The 17,032-nt window shown below is 57.7% G+C and carries 12 protein-coding genes; all 12 read right to left on the reverse strand.

Translation table 11 applies throughout. The features are described from left to right. Positions 1 to 119: 119 nt before the first annotated feature. Positions 120 to 776, reverse strand: a complete 657-nt coding sequence (locus RHM65_RS18075; RefSeq protein WP_322183850.1) for a glycosyltransferase — start codon at positions 774 to 776, stop codon at positions 120 to 122. After that, positions 773 to 1,372: a class I SAM-dependent methyltransferase gene (locus tag RHM65_RS18080; protein WP_322164551.1), complete on the reverse strand. Its 600-nt coding sequence runs from the start codon at positions 1,370 to 1,372 to the stop codon at positions 773 to 775. Before RHM65_RS18080 ends, RHM65_RS18075 begins: the two co-directional genes overlap by 4 nt. Continuing rightward, complete coding sequence (locus tag RHM65_RS18085) at positions 1,369 to 2,127, reverse strand: PIG-L deacetylase family protein (RefSeq protein ID WP_322164549.1); 759 nt, start codon at positions 2,125 to 2,127, stop codon at positions 1,369 to 1,371. The genes RHM65_RS18080 and RHM65_RS18085 overlap by 4 nt, the downstream gene beginning before the upstream one ends. Next, on the reverse strand, positions 2,124 to 3,200 hold the full coding sequence (locus tag RHM65_RS18090) for an acyl-CoA dehydrogenase family protein (protein ID WP_322164548.1): 1,077 nt from the start codon (positions 3,198 to 3,200) through the stop codon (positions 2,124 to 2,126). Before RHM65_RS18090 ends, RHM65_RS18085 begins: the two co-directional genes overlap by 4 nt. Next, positions 3,197 to 5,395 (reverse strand): glycogen debranching protein GlgX, encoded by a 2,199-nt coding sequence (glgX, locus tag RHM65_RS18095; protein ID WP_322164546.1) that lies wholly within the window; start codon positions 5,393 to 5,395, stop codon positions 3,197 to 3,199. The genes RHM65_RS18090 and glgX overlap by 4 nt, the downstream gene beginning before the upstream one ends. A 160-nt stretch (positions 5,396 to 5,555) precedes the next feature. Beyond that, entirely contained in the window at positions 5,556 to 5,912 is a 357-nt protein-coding gene (locus RHM65_RS18100) for a DUF2934 domain-containing protein (protein ID WP_322164545.1), read from the reverse strand. 17 nt (positions 5,913 to 5,929) lie between these two features. Further along, positions 5,930 to 8,725 carry a malto-oligosyltrehalose synthase gene (locus tag RHM65_RS18105; RefSeq protein WP_322164543.1) on the reverse strand — a complete coding sequence of 932 codons (2,796 nt, stop codon included), beginning with the start codon at positions 8,723 to 8,725 and terminating at the stop codon, positions 5,930 to 5,932. Continuing rightward, a complete protein-coding gene (gene malQ, locus RHM65_RS18110) occupies positions 8,722 to 10,800 on the reverse strand; it encodes a 4-alpha-glucanotransferase (RefSeq protein ID WP_322164542.1) in 2,079 nt (692 codons plus the stop codon). Before malQ ends, RHM65_RS18105 begins: the two co-directional genes overlap by 4 nt. Then, on the reverse strand, positions 10,790 to 12,604 hold the full coding sequence (treZ, locus tag RHM65_RS18115) for a malto-oligosyltrehalose trehalohydrolase (RefSeq protein WP_322164541.1): 1,815 nt from the start codon (positions 12,602 to 12,604) through the stop codon (positions 10,790 to 10,792). The genes malQ and treZ overlap by 11 nt, the downstream gene beginning before the upstream one ends. Positions 12,605 to 12,619: 15 nt before the next feature. Then, a complete protein-coding gene (gene glgA / locus RHM65_RS18120) occupies positions 12,620 to 14,206 on the reverse strand; it encodes a glycogen synthase GlgA (RefSeq protein ID WP_322164540.1) in 1,587 nt (528 codons plus the stop codon). A 591-nt stretch (positions 14,207 to 14,797) separates the two neighbouring features. Next, a complete protein-coding gene (locus RHM65_RS18125; RefSeq protein ID WP_322183852.1) occupies positions 14,798 to 16,540 on the reverse strand; it encodes a phosphoethanolamine transferase CptA in 1,743 nt (580 codons plus the stop codon). Between the two features lie 294 nt (positions 16,541 to 16,834). Further along, positions 16,835 to 17,014, reverse strand: a complete 180-nt coding sequence (locus tag RHM65_RS18130) for a DUF6026 family protein (RefSeq protein ID WP_322164538.1) — start codon at positions 17,012 to 17,014, stop codon at positions 16,835 to 16,837. Positions 17,015 to 17,032: the final 18 nt, after the last annotated feature.

The raw sequence follows: 17,032 nt of genomic DNA on the forward strand, positions 1-17,032 counted from the left end.
TCTGCGCATCGCTAAGCTGTGGGACCGAATTCATTCGGGAAGGCAGCAACGCGGTATTGCGACAGACGAGGCGCCTGCTTGCCGAATAAATTCGGCCCTACGGTGATCGGGTAGGTGCATCACGCGCTAATCAGCGATCTCAGGTAATCCCCAAAACCACCCACGGCACGACTATCAAGTCGGGTGCTGGTGGTTACTTGCGGCCCGCAACTCCAGGCGATCCGCGCGCCGCATAACTCCAGGTGCTGAACAAGGGTCACGTCTTCATGGCAGGCCAGCGGCGGAAAGCCCCCGGCACGGAGGTAGGCTGTCGCGCTGATGCCCAGGTTGGCGCCGTGGATATGGCGATGCCCGTCGCGATTTTGATAGCCTTGCTGGTAGCGAATTTGCGCTTCGAGCGCAATCTCTGCGTGCCAGTGACCGGGCGTCACCGTGCCGCACACCGCGTCGGCTCCGAGCGCTAATTGTTGCACCAGCCAGTCCTCGGCAACGGTGCTGTCGGCATCGGTGCAGGCGATCCAGCGCGCGCCTTGTTCAAGCAACATCCGGGCGCCTGCAGCACGGGCCAAACCGACGTTGCGCACGGTCAATGCCAAGGTTGAAACCCCAAAACTCTCAGCGATAGTCGCCGAACCGTCGGTGCAGCTGTCCAGCACCGCCAGCACCAGCACGGCTTCGCCATTGAGCGCCGCGTGCTGACTGGCCGACTGCACGGTTTGCAGGCACAGGCTCAAGAGTTGTTCTTCGTTATGGACGGGGATCAGGACTCCGATCATCGCAAACCTTCCTTTTCAGCCACTGATATCGGATCGCGGCTCCAAACGTCCAGCAGAAAATCCTTTTCCTGATGGGCAAATAGCCGATGCATTGGCAGCCGCTCTTGCAGCCGCTGATGGACTTGCTGCGCAGTTTGCGGGCAGCCCTCGATGGGCAAGCACCAATGGCAGGCGAGCAGTTGGCCGTCGGGAGCCAGCGAGGTAAGGGCGCGGTCGATCCATTGGTCCAGGTCAAGGGGGTCAAGGTAGTAACCCAACTCACTGAACACAATCAAATCAAAGGTTTCCTCGGGCCAATCGTAGGGCAACCGGGCGTGAAGCACTTGAGCATGCTCAACCCCCTGTAACCGCTGCTTGGCGAGACCCACGGCAGTTAACGACGTGTCGCAAATCAGCAAATGATCACAGCGAGTTGCCAGTGCGGCACTGAGTTCACCGTTGGCGCAGCCAGGTTCGAAAATGGCTGAGTAGTGTTCACGCGGCAAGGCGGCCAGGGTGAGGGCGCGTTTACGGCGCTCGTACCAGCGCTGTTTGAATGCCCAGGGGTCATCGTTGCCATCAAACAGTTGCTCGAAATAACTGTCGGCGACGCTCACAGGAACACCACTTCAAACGGTTGCAGCAATCGCTCTAGCACATTGGCGGTCAGCACCGGCGGCAGGCCAATGTCGGGGTCGCCTTGTAACTGGCTGGCAAAGGCGTGGGCCGCATGACGTTTTCGGGCGATGGTCATCGGGTCCAGCAGGATTTTTCGTGCACGGGGCCAAGGAATGAGCTCATCTTCAGGCTGTGCCCAATGCCAGGCCCATATCGGTACCTGATGACACGGGGCACCGACATTTTCGGCAGCCCGCAGGGTCGCGCGTCCGGTGGCATCGTGATCACTGTGGCCGTCGTGATCCCACGTGACAAAGACAACATCGGTCGGGCGCAGGTAACGTTCGATGAACCTGCTAAGGGCGTGTTCGTCTCGTGCAATGGCGCTGTCCCTGAAACCGCCACGAATCCATTGCAGGCGGTGCAATGGCAGGTCGAGGCGCCGCAGCGCTTCGGCGGATTCCTGAGGCCGTATGACCGCCAGACGCTCCATCGGCCAAGTGTGTGAACCAGGGTGGCTGGCGCTGCCATCGGTCACCGAAATAAGCTGCATAGCACGGCCCAATTGCGCCAGCTGTTGCATCAGACCGCCGAAGCCCAAGACCTCATCATCCGGGTGGGGGGCGACAATCACCGCTCTGGAACCCACCGGAACCAGGAGTTCGGCACTCATTACCGGAAGTCGCGCCAGGCTTTTCGAGTGATTCCACGTCTGCAACGACGTGCCCTCGCCAACAATTAAATTTACGCTCACAGACCCCACATCCTTGTCGGCTGACGGCCAACGTCTGACTCACTGTCCAGTGAGTGGTTGGTGAATGAATCACTGGTGAGTTGCCCAAGCGCAGCGAGGTCGCGTTCGGCATGGCTTTGGCGCAGGAACACCGGTAGATCGGCGCTCAAGCGCGCAAAGTGCGATTCCTTGCAATAGGGGCCGGCGCCCAACGCCCGGCCAACGTGGAGAATCACCAATTCGGCAGTGGCTTCGACCACCGCCCGACTGCGCCGCGCCACGTGTTCGGCATTGGCGGTTGGTTGATCGTCAAGGTATTGAGCGCTGTCGCGCAACACGCTCGCCGCGCTGTGCAATGCGCTATCGACCGCCCCCAGATGCGCCAAAGAATGAGGTTCTGCGTGTTTATTGGCCTGTACCAACAAGCGGCTCGCCAGCGCATTGGCCGCCCCGTACCAGCAGGCTGCAATGCCTATTGCGCCGTGCCAAAATCCTGATCGCGTCAGGTACTGTCCTGAAGAACCTATTCGATAGCCCTGCGCTCGTTCGAATTGCACTTCCACGCTGCCAGTGGCGCCCATGCCCACGGCACGCCATCCCTCGGTTGTAATCCTGACGCCGGGTTGATTGAGGGCGACAGCCACGAGCTGCTGCCGATTCTGCTCATCCCACGCGGTTATTAATGCATGGCTGAGTACGGCTGCGCCGGAACACCACGCCTTGCGGCCGTCCAGCCGCACGGGTTGTCCGTCAGTGTGATCACCGGCGTCGCCGTCGGCCGTGATGGAAACCTTGGCCTGGGGCGGTTCGGCTGCCCACATGCCCCAGGTACTGCTGGCTGAAGGCGGCGGGGCACCCAACTCGGTCATGATCGCTAAGGCGTCGGTGTGCCCTTCATACAGCTTGCACAGGCCCAGGTCATGACCCGCCACACAGGCCAAGCCCCGCCAGCGCTCAAGGGTTTGCCCGCCGGCGGGCAGCGGAAGATGATCGAGTCCTTCATGCACGAGCGCCTGCAAGCACTCGCCGAGCGCTTTCGCATCGGCATAACCGTGCTTGCGCCAGCCGAGGAACTCGCCGAGCGCTTGGTTCATGCTTGTTCTTCGTGATGGAGTTCAAACAGCAACAAGGACCGCGGTGTAACGGCGTACTGCGTTCCGAAAGGAAGTTGATCGTCGCCACGCGTGTCGGGCTGGTTGGTATCGACCAGCAAGGTCCAATAAACGCCTTCGGGCACTTCGGGCAAGGTGAAGTTGACCTCCTCGTGGTGTGAATTGACCACCAGCATTAACGTGGCATCGGCACCGGGGCGGCGGATACCGGTCACTTGCGCGCGGCCGTCCATGAGCATCCCGAGGCAACGGCCATTGCCGTCTTCCCACTGCTCGATGGTCATTTCGCTGCCAGTCGGGGCGAGCCAGGTCACGTCCTTGACGCCGATTTCTTCGTTGTACTCACCTACCAGGAAACGTCCACGACGCAGAATCGGGTAACTGTGGCGCAACTTGATCAGGCGTCGAACAAACTTGAGCAACGATTTGCCGTCTTCATCCAGGTCCCAATTGACCCAGCCGATCTCGCTGTCTTGGCAGTAGGCGTTGTTGTTACCGTGTTGAGTGCGGGCAAATTCATCCCCGGCCACAACCATTGGTGTGCCTTGGGAGAACAGCAGGGTGGCGAAGAAGTTACGCATTTGCCGCAGACGCAGGGCGTTGATTTCAGGGTCATCGGTCGGCCCTTCAACGCCGTGGTTCCAGGACAGGTTGTTGTTGCTGCCGTCCTGATTGTTTTCATCGTTGTCTTCGTTGTGCTTGTCGTTGTAGGACACAAGGTCGTGCAACGTGAAGCCATCATGGGCGGTGATGAAGTTGACCGAGGCAAAGGTGCTGCGCCCGCGCTGATTGAACATCTGCCCGGACGCCGTCATCCGAGCTGCAAAGTCGGACAGTTGGGCTTCGTCGCCTTTCCAGAAGGCGCGCACTGTGTCGCGAAACTTGTCGTTCCATTCCATCCAGCCCGGTGGGAAGCCGCCGACTTGATAACCGCCGGGGCCACAGTCCCAAGGTTCGGCAATCATTTTCACTTGGCGCAGCACGGGGTCCTGGCGGCAGGCCACCAAGAAGCTGTGGCGCTCGTCAAAACCATCGTGGTAACGGCCAAGAATGGTGGCGAGGTCAAAGCGGAAGCCATCGACATGCATCTCAGTGGCCCAATAGCGCAGGGAATCGGTGACCATTTGCAACACGCACGGGTGGCTGAGATCCAGGGTGTTACCGGTCCCGGAATCGTTGATGTAGAAGCGCTTGTCGTCGGGCATCAGGCGATAGTATGAGGCGTTATCGATACCGCGCATGGACAGGGTCGGGCCTAGCTCGTTGCCTTCGGCGGTGTGGTTGTAAACCACGTCCAGAATGACTTCGAGGCCGGCATCGTGCAGGTGGGCAATCATTTCCTTGAACTCGGCAATCTTGCCGTGAGCCAAGTAGCGCGGGTCTGGGGCAAAAAAGGCGATGCTGTTGTACCCCCAGTAATTGGTCATGCCTTTTTGCAACAAATGCTGGTCGTTGACGAACGCATGGATCGGCAGCAACTCGACGGAGGTTACCCCGAGTTTGCGGATGTGCTCGATAACCTCGTCGTTTCTCAGCCCGGAGAATGTACCGCGCAAGTCTTCAGGGACGGCCGGATGGCGCATGGTGAAACCGCGGACGTGGGTTTCATAAATGATGGTTTTATCCCACGGCACGTTGACCCGCTGGTCGCGGCCCCAGGTATAAGCAGGGTCGATGACCTTGCTTTTGGGTACAAAGGGCGCGCTGTCACGCTCGTCGAAGCTCAGGTCACCGTCTTCGTGACCGATGGTGTAACCGAATAAGGCTTCAGACCATTTCAGTTGGCCGACCAGCTGTTTTGCGTAGGGGTCGATCAACAGTTTGTTGTGATTGAAACGATGGCCGTTCTGCGGGTCGTAAGGACCATAAACGCGATAGCCGTAGATCAACCCTGGATGGGCGTCGGGCAGGTAACCATGAAAAATTTCATCGGTGTATTCCGGCAGCTCGATACGCTCAAGTTCCACTTCACCGCTGGAGTCGAACAGGCACAGCTCCACTTTGGTGGCATTGGCCGAGAACAGCGCGAAGTTGACCCCGAGGCCATCCCAATTAGCGCCCAGTGGGAAGGGCAGCCCTTCACGGATTCGTGAGGTTACTTGTTCAGTACTGTCTTTGGGTGACGGCTGTTGTTTAGCGTCTTGATCTTTTGCTGCCTTGGCGTGTGACGTACTCATAAACATTCCCTGCGGTTTGATGCTTTCTGAAACGCGGCCGAATTCGTCACCGCCGGGCGTCAGAAGCCCTAATGTGGGTGGTTAGTTCAATTGGAACTACCGCAGGTTAATCGGCGGTTAAACCGATGCCTGCGGTCATACGCTTCGCGCCGGTAATCGGTCAGGTCGCGGACGGTTTACGCGGTGCACTGGGTTTCTTCGCCGTTGAGGCTACCGGTGCGGCCACCGGAGTAGATGCCGGAGCCGCCGTTGTTTTGGGCGCTGGCTTGGAAGCCGCTTTTGCGACGGGCTTGGCTGCGGGCTTAGGGGCCATAGGCTTAGCATCACCGGCACCGTCAACCTTGGGCAATTTGGGCTTGGCAGTCTTGCGCACATCCTTTTTGTCTGGCGCCAGAGCTTCCGCTTCGGCCAGTTTGCGGGCCATTTCCCAATGGCGCTCTTCCTGGCCGTCAGGTTGCCCTTCAGACTCCCAGATTTGGTACGCAAATTCCCGAACACGTTTCTCGTCGGCACTCATCTCGGCACTCCCAGGTATTACACAGTTTGAATAAGCAGGGTTACAGGAAACGTTACGAGCGCCGCGCTTAGCAGCAGCTCCTGATCAATTGAAACTGCCGCTTCGGAAAAAATTCCCTTCCAGCGATGGCGTGCCTGGGCAAACGGCAACACCACTCGCGTGTCACCCCAACTACCTGCATTGATTAATGGAGTTTGCGCGGTGCCCAATAGTTCAGTGATTAATCGCGGCACGACGACCACCGCATGCTGTCCGTCGCTCTCCCGTGCAAACGCCAGGACGTGGTCGGCGTAAGTACCCAATACGTTCAACGGAATATAACGCCCGCGTCTGAAGAGTTGAGCATGCTCTGAGCGCAGGCTCAGTACGCGATGAATCAACGCCTGTTTGATCCGCCCGTCTTGCCATTGCTCAATCAGCGCTTCGGGGCTCAGCAACTCCGCCAACGCTGCGACCCGAGCGGGATAGTCAACGGGACGACGGTTGTCGGGGTCCACTAAGCTGAAATCCCAAAATTCGGTGCCTTGGTACAAATCTGGAACCCCAGGCGCGGTAATCCGCAACAACGTCTGGGTCAGACTGTTAAGTGCACCGGCTGCGGCAATACGATTGGCCGTGGCACCCAGCGATTGACGCAAGGCCACGCCTTCGGGCGCTAACAGCAGGTTGTTGAGAAAGTCTCGACACGCCCGCTCATAGGGTTCATTGGGTGCGCTCCAACTGCTGAGCAGCTTGGCTTCGCGCAGGGCTTTTTCTTGCCATTTGACCACGCGTTCCGCGAACGCCTCGAAGGCAGTTTCGCCGTCCATGTTCAGCGGCCAACTGCCAAGTAACGCCTGATACAGCATCAGTTCGTCGCCAGCGCTGATGCTGACGTCGCCCACCTTCAATGGCTCAGCCAATGTGCGCCAACGCTCAACTTGTTCGGCGTACCAGCCAGCGCATTCACTTAATACGGCAAGCCGTGTGCGGGTGTCTTCGCCGCGTTTGTGGTCGTGAGTTGCAGTGGCCAACAGGTTGTCGGGGAAAAATTCGACGCGGCGTTGGCAGGCTTCATGAAAGTGCTCGGGTGTTGCACTGAAATGCTGAGGGTGAAAGCCAACGTCATTACGCGAGAGCAGCACCGCTGAGCGGTAGAACGAGGTGTCCTCAACCGACTTGGCGGCGACCGGGGAGGTGAGTTGTTGAAAGCGCACGCACGCAGTGCGGTGAAGCGTGCGCAAACGTCCCCGCGGCAATTCACGCCACGGTTGTCCACCGAGCCAGCGCTGCAAATAATCCAACACTGGCCAGTCGGCTTCGCCGAGGCTGAGTCGAGCGCCTTGCAGGGCTTGTTGGAAAAACCGGTCATCTTCGGCAGAGCGCCCGCACGCACTGATGTAGGTGCGGTAAATCGGGAAGTTAACCACCAGTGCCAGCAGCGCCCGGCGAATTGCGCCAAAGGTCAAATCACGGCTCATCAGGTCGCTGCGGGCCACCTGCAATAAGGCTTGGGCAACGCTTTCAAAGTCACCGGCCAAGGTGCCGTGCAGCACCAGATCCCGAGCTTCCAGCACCTCTTGATTGAAATTAGCGGTGCGTGCGCTGAGCCGACTCCACAACTCACCAAGGGGTACTTCGCCGCGGGGATCGTGCTGCAGCAACGACACCTGGTTCATGAATTCATAACCGGTAGTGCCATCCACACCCCAGTCCAACGGCAACTGTTCGTCAGGTCCAAGGATTTTTTCGACGAAAATGGGCACATGGCTGACGTGGGTAGCGGCAGGACGTTTCGAGAGCAAGCCCTCGACGCGCCGGCGCAGTTTGCGGCAGTAAGCTCGTGGGTCGGCGAGGCCGTCGATGTGGTCGATGCGCAAACCGTCAACCAGACCGTCGCTGATCATTTCGAAAATTTTGCCGTGGGTCGCTTCGAAGACCATGGGCCGCTCGACGCGCAAACCGCCGAGTTCATTGATGTCGAAAAACCGTCGCCAGTTGATGTCGTCGCCGGCGGTGCGCCAGCTGGCCAAACGATAATGTTGGCGTTCGAGCAGTTGATGGAGTCGCTCAAAGCCTTGGGTTTCACTGGCGTCGAACTGTTTCAGACCACGTTCGATGGCTTGGAGGATGTCCGGTTGTTGAACCAGTTCAGCCAGTTCGGCACGGGCCTGTCGGGCGCGTTCATAGGCTTGCGGGTAGCGTTCGAGTGCGGCAAAGCGTTGGCTCAGCTCACTGAGCTTTGGGTGCTCTGCGGCATCGAGCAGCGCAGTGTAGGTGATTGGGTTGATCGGGAAGCGGTGCTGATAATGCTCGATGTAAAACCCGCCAATGACCGCATCAAAGCGCAACGGGATTTCCCCGGCTTGCAGCACGGTGCCGTAATCACTGCTCAGAAACGGCAACAGTAACTGGCCTTCCAGCAACGGATCGGGTGAATGCCATTGAATGTCGAAAAAGTCGGCGTAGGGGCTGCGGCGGCCCCACTCCAGCAAGTCCAGCCACCAAGGGTTGTCCGAACCACCGACCGCCATGTGGTTGGAAACGATATCGAGGATCAAGCCCATGCCGTGTTCGCGCAACGCACTGACCAGCCGGCGCAACGCCGGTTCGCCACCCAGCTCAGGGTTGATCACCCGTGGATCGACCACGTCATAACCATGCATCGACCCGGCTCGAGCCTTCAACAGCGGCGAGGCGTAAACATGGCTGATGCCCAAGCGGGCGAAGTAGGGCACCAGCGGCACGGCGTCATCCAGGGTAAAACCCTTGTGGAATTGCAGCCGCTGGGTGGCTCGCAACGGTTGCAGCGGCGCATTGGACGGTGTGTTCATTGGTCACGCTCCGCCGCTTGCACCCGCGATTGAGACAGCAGTTCCAGGCGGCGAGCGGCATGTTCATCATCAAGCAGGGTCGCGCTGTCTCCCGACAGACGCCGGCGCCAATTGGGGTGACTGTCGATGGTGCCAGGTAAGTTCGATTGTTCTTCGACGCCGAGCGCATCTTCCATCGGCAACAGCACCAGCGGTGCCCGGGTATGACCGAGGTAGCGGACGCTTGCATCTACAATTTGCGCGGTTTCGCTGAGGGGATCGCGAAAGTTCGCCCAGTCTTGGCTCAACGCCTGTCGTAACCCTTCGCGTTCGCGCTGCCGGCTTTCGCGGGCATGACATTCGGTGTCCTCGTCGATCAGCCCTAGGCCACGGCTCCAGTCGATATCCAGCTCATTCCACCAACCAGTGAGCGTTGGCAAGTCGTGGGTGCTGGTGGTGGCCAATGCTTCGTCGGACCATTTCAGAATCGGTTTGAAATGCGCGTTGTCCTGTTCAAACAATAGAACGCGCATGCCAAGAATGGCTCGGGCCGACAGCTTGTCGTGCATGCCTTCGGGGACGGTGCCAAGGTCTTCGCCGAGCACTACAGCTTTGTGACGCCAGGATTCCAGGGCGAGTAAGCGCAACATGTCGTCCAGCGGGTAGTTGAGGTAGGCGCCTTGGCTGGGCGGTGATCCCACCGGCACCACCCACAGGCGTTGCAGGCCCATGACATGGTCAATGCGCAAGCCACCGGCGTGGGCGAAGTTGGCCCGCAGCATCTCGATAAACGCCCGGAAACCGTTGCGCTTCAAGCCATCAGGGGAAAACGCCGAAATACCCCAGCTTTGCCCGGAGCGATTAAGAATGTCTGGCGGTGCGCCCACGGTCAGTGCCGAGAGCAGTTCATCCTGCCGACTCCAGGCCTGGCTGCCTGCACCGTCTGCGCCGACCGCCAAATCGGCAATCAGGCCAACACACATGCCGCTGCTGCGTGCCGCGACTTGCGCGCGCTCCAACCCTCGGGCAATCAGCCACTGAGCGAAGGCGTGGAAACGGATCTGCTCGCGGTGTACATCTGCGAACTCGGCAATGTCCCTACTTTGAGGATTCTTAAACTCTTGCGGCCATTCACGCCAATCCGTACTCATGCCACGGGTCACGCATTGCGCCTGTAAGGCCTCGAAGCGGCAGTGATTTTCCAGTGCTTCGCCGCCTTTTTCACAAAAGCTGACGAAGTCCTCATTCATGGGGTGCGTGCCATTGCTGAAGCCTGCGTACAGCGCGTGCAACAGCTTCCACTTGGCAGCGGCCGCCGCCGGCCAATCGACCAGTGGCAGCCCTTCAAGACGCGCCAGCTCGTCGGTTAAGTCGGTTTGTTCAATCGCCATGCGCACGTCGCGCTCGCCGAGGATATTGCCAGGCGAGGCATACAAGCCATTCAGGAACAAGCGGCTGGAGGGTGAATAGGGGCTGTAACGATGGGGGTCACTGGCAAACATCGCGTGCATCGGGCTGATGGCCACCGCATCGGCGCCACGTTCACCGGCAGAGCGGACAAAGGTTTCCAATGCCTGAGTGTCGCCAAATCCACCGTCACCCTGGCGCCGTAAGGAATACAGCTGAACGGTCAAACCCCATACCCGGGGGGTGGGCGTCTCGGTTGCCATGGCCATGCTGAAACAGGTTTTCGGTGCTACCGCAATTGTCAGGCGCTGCCCGTCGATCAGCAACAGGTGGTAGCCGACAACCCCCGGCGCCGGCAGTTGCACGGTATCGGTCAATTCGCCGTTAAGGGTGCCACCGTCTTCAAGCTCGAGCACAAACGGAGTATGGGGTGCGAACCAGGTAAAAAGATCCAGCGCATGACCGTCATCCACCGTCAACAGAGGCGGCGCGCTGTGTTGTATATCCGACTCGGTCAGACGTTGCAGACTGGTGTCGATATCGAGGCTGCTGTAGGCGGGATAACCCAGGCCGTCGAGCACTTTGCACAATACGTCGGGAGCGACAGTTTGCGGCCGTCCGTTGGCGTCGATCCAGTGGACCGACAGACCCGCGCGGATGGCCAAACCATGGAGTTGCTCATTGCTCATCCTGTTCCTCCAAAACATCGGTCGCTGTCAGGCTGACAATTGCCGTGTAGGGGTTGAGGGTGCCGTGCCGAGAAAGTTCTGCCGAATGAGGCAGGGTTTCAAACAGTACGGTGCCACGTTCAGAGGCGAGCAGATCGACAGGATGCTCGCCCAGATTCAAATCGATGCGCAACACGCTGCCATCGCCCATACGCCAGCGTGCGATCAGGGCACCGTGGCCCAGCACGCAGGCCGCTAATGCTTCGGCGCCAATCAGGCGCGGCACAATGTGTTGGTGACGCAGCGTCAGCAGTTGCTTGTAAAGTGCGAGCCACTGTTGATGATCAGCCCCCTGATCGGTTTCCAGAAATACCTTGTCGAAGGCCGGGCGCGATTTTTCGAACGTGCTGCGGGCATTAGGGTCGGGAATATTTTCGCGGGTTTCTTCATCAGCAAACGCTGGAAAATCAGCAAACTCGCTGCGACGACCTTCACGTACGGCTTCGGCCAGCTCTCCGTGGTGGCTGGTGAAAAACAGAAACGGTTCGCTTGCGGCCCAATCGTCACCCATGAACATCAAGGGAATCATTGGCGACAGCAACAACAGAACGGTGGCTGCGCGAAGGGCCTGGCCACTCGTTAACAGCGGTAGACGTTCGCCATACGCTCGATTACCGATCTGATCGTGATTCTGCAAAAACAATACGAACGCGCTGGGCGGCAAATGCCCGCTTGGTTCGCCCCGGGGGTGGCCATGACGATTGCCCTCACCTTGGAACACGAAGCCCTCGCTTAAGCAGCGAGCCAATTTTTGCGTAGGGTCGTTGGCAAAGTCTGCGTAGTACGCATCGCTTTCGTCAGTCAGCAAGACGTGCAGTGCGTTGTGCCCGTCATCGTTCCACTGCGCATCAAAACCCTCTTCTAACAAGCTGGCCTCGTTGTGCTCGTTTTCCAGGTTCAGCCATACCTGCCTGGGGGCATCAACTTGCTGGCGTACTCGCTCGGCGAACTCTTTAAGGAACGTGTCGTCTTTGATCGCGTGTACCGCATCCAGGCGCAAGCCATCGAAGCGATAGTCCAATAACCACATCAAAGCGTTGTCGATAAAAAAGTCACGAACTTCGCGACGGCGAAAATCGATGGCCGCGCCCCACGGGGTTTTAATGTCTTCGCGGAAGAAACCCTTGGCGTAATTGCCCAAGTAGTTACCGTCTGGTCCGAAGTGGTTGTACACCACGTCGAGAATGACCATCAGGCCGTGCCCGTGGGCGGCATCGATCAAGGCTTTGAGCTGGTCCGGGGTGCCGTAAGACGATTGCGGCGCATAGGGTAAAACACCGTCGTAGCCCCAATTGCGATCACCGGGAAATTGCGCCAATGGCATGAGTTCGATAGCGGTAATGCCTAACTCTGCAAGACGCGGCAGGTGTTTTTCGACTTCGGCGTAACCGCCCAGTACACCCACATGCAGCTCATAAATAACCGCCTCATGCCAAGGTCGTCCGGCCCACTCAGGGTGTTGCCAACGATACGCCGAGTGATCGATCACTCGGCTGGAGGAGTGCACATCGCAAGATTGCGCCCGAGAAGCGGGATCGGGCACTTCAAGCTCATGGTTGATTTTGTAGCGATACAGCGTTCCGGCAGGGCAATAGGTTTCCAACACGAACCAGCCGTCATTCTGCGGCAGCATTGCCGCAGATGGCTGGTTTTCGCATTCAACACTGACGGAGTGAGCATCCGGTGCCCAGAGGGCAAACCGGGTGCGTTCGGCATCCAACATGACGGCGCCGTGGCGCCAGTTTTCATCCGTGCGCATAGGCATCCGTTTAACCCCTTTTTAGTTGTGGGCGGTAGCACCCACATTCTTTTTCAGAAGTTCCTGATACAGCTCGGCATAAGGTTCCACCGCTTGGTGCCAGTTAAAAGGCGCGGCCATTGCGCGGCAGCGCATCGCATTGAGCAGCTCGGGATTGGCGAACACCTTGATTGCCCGAGTCAGCGCTTCCGAATAGCTTTCTATGGACGCGTCTTCAAATAAGAAACCTGTGACGCCATCTTCAATGGTGTCAGCCAGGCCGCCGGTATTACGGGCCACCGGTAACGAACCGAAGCGCTGGGCGTACATCTGGCTCAAGCCACAAGGTTCATAGCGCGATGGCATTAGCAAAAAGTCACTGCCAGCAAACATCCGGCGAGCGTCGGTTTCGTTGAAGCCGACACGGACACTCACTTGGCCGGGGAAACGCAGCGCCAAGGCACGCATGGCGTCTTCTTCTTCGGGTTCGCCTCGACCAATGATCGCTATCTGGCCCCCTGAGTTGACGATGTGTTCAGCAACGCCAATGGTCAAGTCCAGGCCTTTTTGAAACACCAACCGCGACACCACCGCAAACAGTGGGCCCTGAGACGGTTCGAGTTCAAACAGTTCACGCACATAGTCGGCATTGATTTCTTTACGCTGCCATTCGTTAGGCTCAAACCGGCAAATCAAGTGCTCGTCAGTGGCGGCGTCCCAACTGGCGTCGATGCCGTTTGGAATACCACTGAGCAAGCCTTGTTCAGCCTTGCTTTGTAAGAAGCCCTCAAGCCCGCACCCGAATGCCGGAGTTGTGATTTCCTTGGCGTAGGTCGCGCTGACCGTGGTGATGTGACTGGCGTAGGCCATGCCAGCTTTGATAAACGAAAGCTTGCCGTAGAACTCCATACCGTCAGTGCCCAGCGCTTGATCGGGAATACCCAGCTCGCGGTTACAACCGGTACTGACCGTCCCTTGATACGCCAGGTTGTGAATCGTGAAAATGCTTGGTGTTGTCTGGCCGCGCCATTTCATATAGGCCGGCGCTAAGCCAGCAGGCCAGTCGTGGGCGTGAACCAGCTCAGGGCACCACTGGGTTTTTACTGCACCGGCGGCAAAGTCAGCGGCGGCAAGGCCCAGTCGAGCGAAGCGGATATGGTTGTCCGACCAGTCACGGCCGTTGTTGTCGCCATACGGCGTACCTTCGCGCTCGTACAGCTCGGGGCAAATCAGAACATATATGACCAGACCGTCTTTCATGTCCATCCGGCCGATTTTGCACGCAGGCAACGCGGCATAACCACTCAACTCACTAATGACGTGAATCGGATTACCGCTATTGAGAACTTGGGGGTAACCGGGAATCAGCACGCGGACATCGTGCAGGTGGCGCATGGCTCGCGGCAGTGCAGCAGACACATCACCAAGACCTCCGGTTTTCACCAGATCAGCCAGCTCCGACGTCACGAATAGAATTTTTCTTCTGTTCGTCAGAGTAATAGTTGGCTTTGAAGTCGGTAGTTGCAGCAGTGGAACGCTCGTCGGTGCGAAGACCGGCAGATGGGTCAGCTCGCTGGCCGGCTGATTAAAACTCTCTCCCTTCTGGGTTTTGACAGCGGCGCTAATCATCTTTTTCTCCCGTTATAAATACAGTGTGGTGCAGCACTCGATTTGTTATTAGCCATTTCCTATGGCCGTCCACACAAGCGCTACGCAAGAACGGTACCCATTTACCGTATGCGTGATAGCTGGACAGGGGACTGAGCCCTTACTCGGGTTACGCCAATAGCTTAGGCTCTCTTTCATGATGACCCACCGATGTATCAGAAAGTTTCGATTATTTTTACGAAGTGGCGTGGCAAGGGGGTCTCAGCTCAATAGGCCGGGTTTGTGCGCGATATTACAAGGCGTTTATCAACTGAAATGCACTTCTATGAGGCAGGTCAACGATAACCCAGAGACGCGAACCATTGGTCGGATTGTTAGACAATGGGCCAAAAAATAACCGGGTTACAAAAACTTGCCTAGAAAAATGCGCCAGCAATAATCAGTGAGCGAACGCGACTGCCAGTTCCCGGTGCGCGGGTGGACTTTTGAGGTGTCGATTTGGTTGATTAGAGTGCACGCAAAACGACACCGCTTTAAAGCGGGTCCGTCGGGCAGAAGGTCGGTATCGGTATTGATAGAAAAAGGCCTGCCAGAAGGGCAGGCCTGTGGGGGCTATTGCTGGACCACTTTAGGCGCGACGGTCGGTGGTGTATTGCCGCGCATCAGGCTGAAATCTGACAGGCCTTTTTGGGCGTAGGGGTCGCCGATCATGCGCGGGTGCTCTTTGAAGTCGAAACTGACGAGGCTCTTGGTGCTGTCCAACTGATCGAAGCTCAGTCCCGCCAGTTGAGCCCAGGTATAGATCAGCGAAGAACTGCTGAACGGCCGGCTCTTGATACTGGAAAAGTCCCAATTGTGCGTCTGACGCCACTTCGGCGACGCATACACCATAAACGGAATGGTATACATCGGCACGGTGGGCTTGGCCTCGTTGCGGCCGAGTACGTCGTATTTCGGACCATCGTAAACGTCTTCGCCGTGATCAGAGAGGTACAGCAGGAAGCCGTTCGGATCGACGTTGGCGTAGCTCTTGATCAGGCTCGATACCACGAAATCGTTGTACAAGACTGCATTGTCATAGGTGTTGTAGATCGGCACCTGATCATCGCTGACGCCGGCCGGAATGCCGGTCCGATCGGTAAATTTATCGAACGTTTCCGGGTAGCGGTACTGGTAGCTCATGTGGGTGCCCAGCAAGTGGACCACGATGAATTTACGCGGCGCCGGATCGTTGAGGATCTTGTTAAACGGTTCGATGACATCGCCGTCGTATTGGCGAGCGTTCTGATTGCGGTTGTTGTTGAGGTACACCTGCTCGTCGGTTTGTTCCGAGAACGTGGTCAGCATGGTATTGCGTTTGGTCATCGTCTGCTGGTTGGTGATCCAGTAGGTTTTGTACCCTGCTTGTTTCATGACACTGACAATAGACGGTGTCTTCAGGTACAGGTCCGGGTTTTCTTCATTGGCGAAGGTCAGCACCTGTTGCAGCGCTTCAATGGTGTAGGGCCGTGGTGTGATGACGTTGTCAAAGACCTGCAACTGGTCCTTTAACTGGTCGAGGTTGGGCGTTGTTTCGCGGGGGTAACCGTACAGACTCATGCGCTGGCGGTTGGTCGATTCGCCAATGACCAAGACCATCGTGGCTGGAAGATTGGCCTGCTGGTCTTTCAAGTTGGTCAGCGGAGGGATTTCACTGCTGCTTTTAAGCATCCCTTGCATGCTATTCAACTGCTGGCCATAACGGTGGTAGGCCACCAGCATTTGCCATGGCACTGCGGGCTCGACACGGCTTTCGTAGCTTTCAAAGGCTGCGGCTAAATCGCCACGCCGGTCCAACTGCTTGCCAAACGGCAACACGATCAGGAGGAACACGATGGCCAGCGAGGTAATCCAGGCGCTACGGCGTTTCATCTGAACAGGGCGCAAACGGGTCCACAGGAACACCGCAAACGCGGTATGCGCCACGAACGCCAACACCATCCACCACGCGAAGTATTGGGTGATGTACTCACCGGCTTCAGAGACGTTGGACTCGAACATGATGAAAATCACGCTTTGCGAGAACTCTTGCTGGTAAATGAAGAAGTAACCCAAGCTCGCCAGCGAGCACAGCCACAACACCACGCCTATGACGCCGGCCATCACCCGGGTTTTGGATGGGAACAGAACCATCGGCACCAGCCAGATGGCGCTCATGACGAACGCCTGGCGAAAGCCGGCAAAACCTGAGATTCCGGTGACTTGAATAAGCAGCTGGGTGATGCCGGAAAAATACCAAAAGAATACGAAGAGCCAGCATAGACCGGCCCAATCAAAACCTTTCGAGGTCGTCTTACCCCGTTTGAAAATCGCCATTAGCGCTCCAGCACGTTATCCATTAGTACTGCCGACAACGTGAGTCCGAGCCGACCAGCCTGTCTTCACCCGTAAGCCGGGCCGTATAAAAAGGGCGCAGAGTATAGCTGAGGCGGGCAAGAAGTATTGCATCAGGTAACCAGACGGGCAAACCGTGCAGGGGAACGTTAGCGACTGTGTCTGGTCGGAACCCAATGAGAACGCTGCGGACGCGACCTGTAGCGAACGTGTTCGCGAGGCAATTAGCCTGACACACCGTATCAAGCTTGAATCGCCTACAGAGGGGGTATCAGGTCAGTTGGTCAGGCGCGAGGCGGGATTTGAATCAGTCTGCGCAAGCGTTTGTAGCCGCTCGGTCAAACGAGCCACTTTTCGCAGCAACTGATCACGTTCGTCTTTGAGCTGACGCAACTCGTCACGACGAATGCTGACATAAAGGGTTTGGGGTGGGAGTGCTGACAGGAGGGTGCCCATTGCTTACCTCGCAAATAA

Origin of the sequence: Pseudomonas sp. CCI4.2 (assembly GCF_034350045.1) — a bacterium.
Taxonomy (GTDB): Bacteria; Pseudomonadota; Gammaproteobacteria; order Pseudomonadales; family Pseudomonadaceae; genus Aquipseudomonas.

What these genes read in the sequence shown, in the direction of transcription:
- RHM65_RS18100 (WP_322164545.1), bottom strand. Translation starts at nt 5,912, where the DNA reads ATGAGTGCCGACGAGAAACGTGTTCGGGAATTTGCGTACCAAATCTGG.
- glgA (WP_322164540.1), bottom strand. Translation starts at nt 14,206, where the DNA reads ATGATTAGCGCCGCTGTCAAAACCCAGAAGGGAGAGAGTTTTAATCAG.
- malQ (WP_322164542.1), bottom strand. Translation starts at nt 10,800, where the DNA reads ATGAGCAATGAGCAACTCCATGGTTTGGCCATCCGCGCGGGTCTGTCG.
- RHM65_RS18130 (WP_322164538.1), bottom strand. Translation starts at nt 17,014, where the DNA reads ATGGGCACCCTCCTGTCAGCACTCCCACCCCAAACCCTTTATGTCAGC.
- RHM65_RS18075 (WP_322183850.1), bottom strand. Translation starts at nt 776, where the DNA reads ATGATCGGAGTCCTGATCCCCGTCCATAACGAAGAACAACTCTTGAGC.
- RHM65_RS18125 (WP_322183852.1), bottom strand. Translation starts at nt 16,540, where the DNA reads ATGGCGATTTTCAAACGGGGTAAGACGACCTCGAAAGGTTTTGATTGG.
- RHM65_RS18105 (WP_322164543.1), bottom strand. Translation starts at nt 8,725, where the DNA reads ATGAACACACCGTCCAATGCGCCGCTGCAACCGTTGCGAGCCACCCAG.
- glgX (WP_322164546.1), bottom strand. Translation starts at nt 5,395, where the DNA reads ATGAGTACGTCACACGCCAAGGCAGCAAAAGATCAAGACGCTAAACAA.
- treZ (WP_322164541.1), bottom strand. Translation starts at nt 12,604, where the DNA reads ATGCCTATGCGCACGGATGAAAACTGGCGCCACGGCGCCGTCATGTTG.
- RHM65_RS18090 (WP_322164548.1), bottom strand. Translation starts at nt 3,200, where the DNA reads ATGAACCAAGCGCTCGGCGAGTTCCTCGGCTGGCGCAAGCACGGTTAT.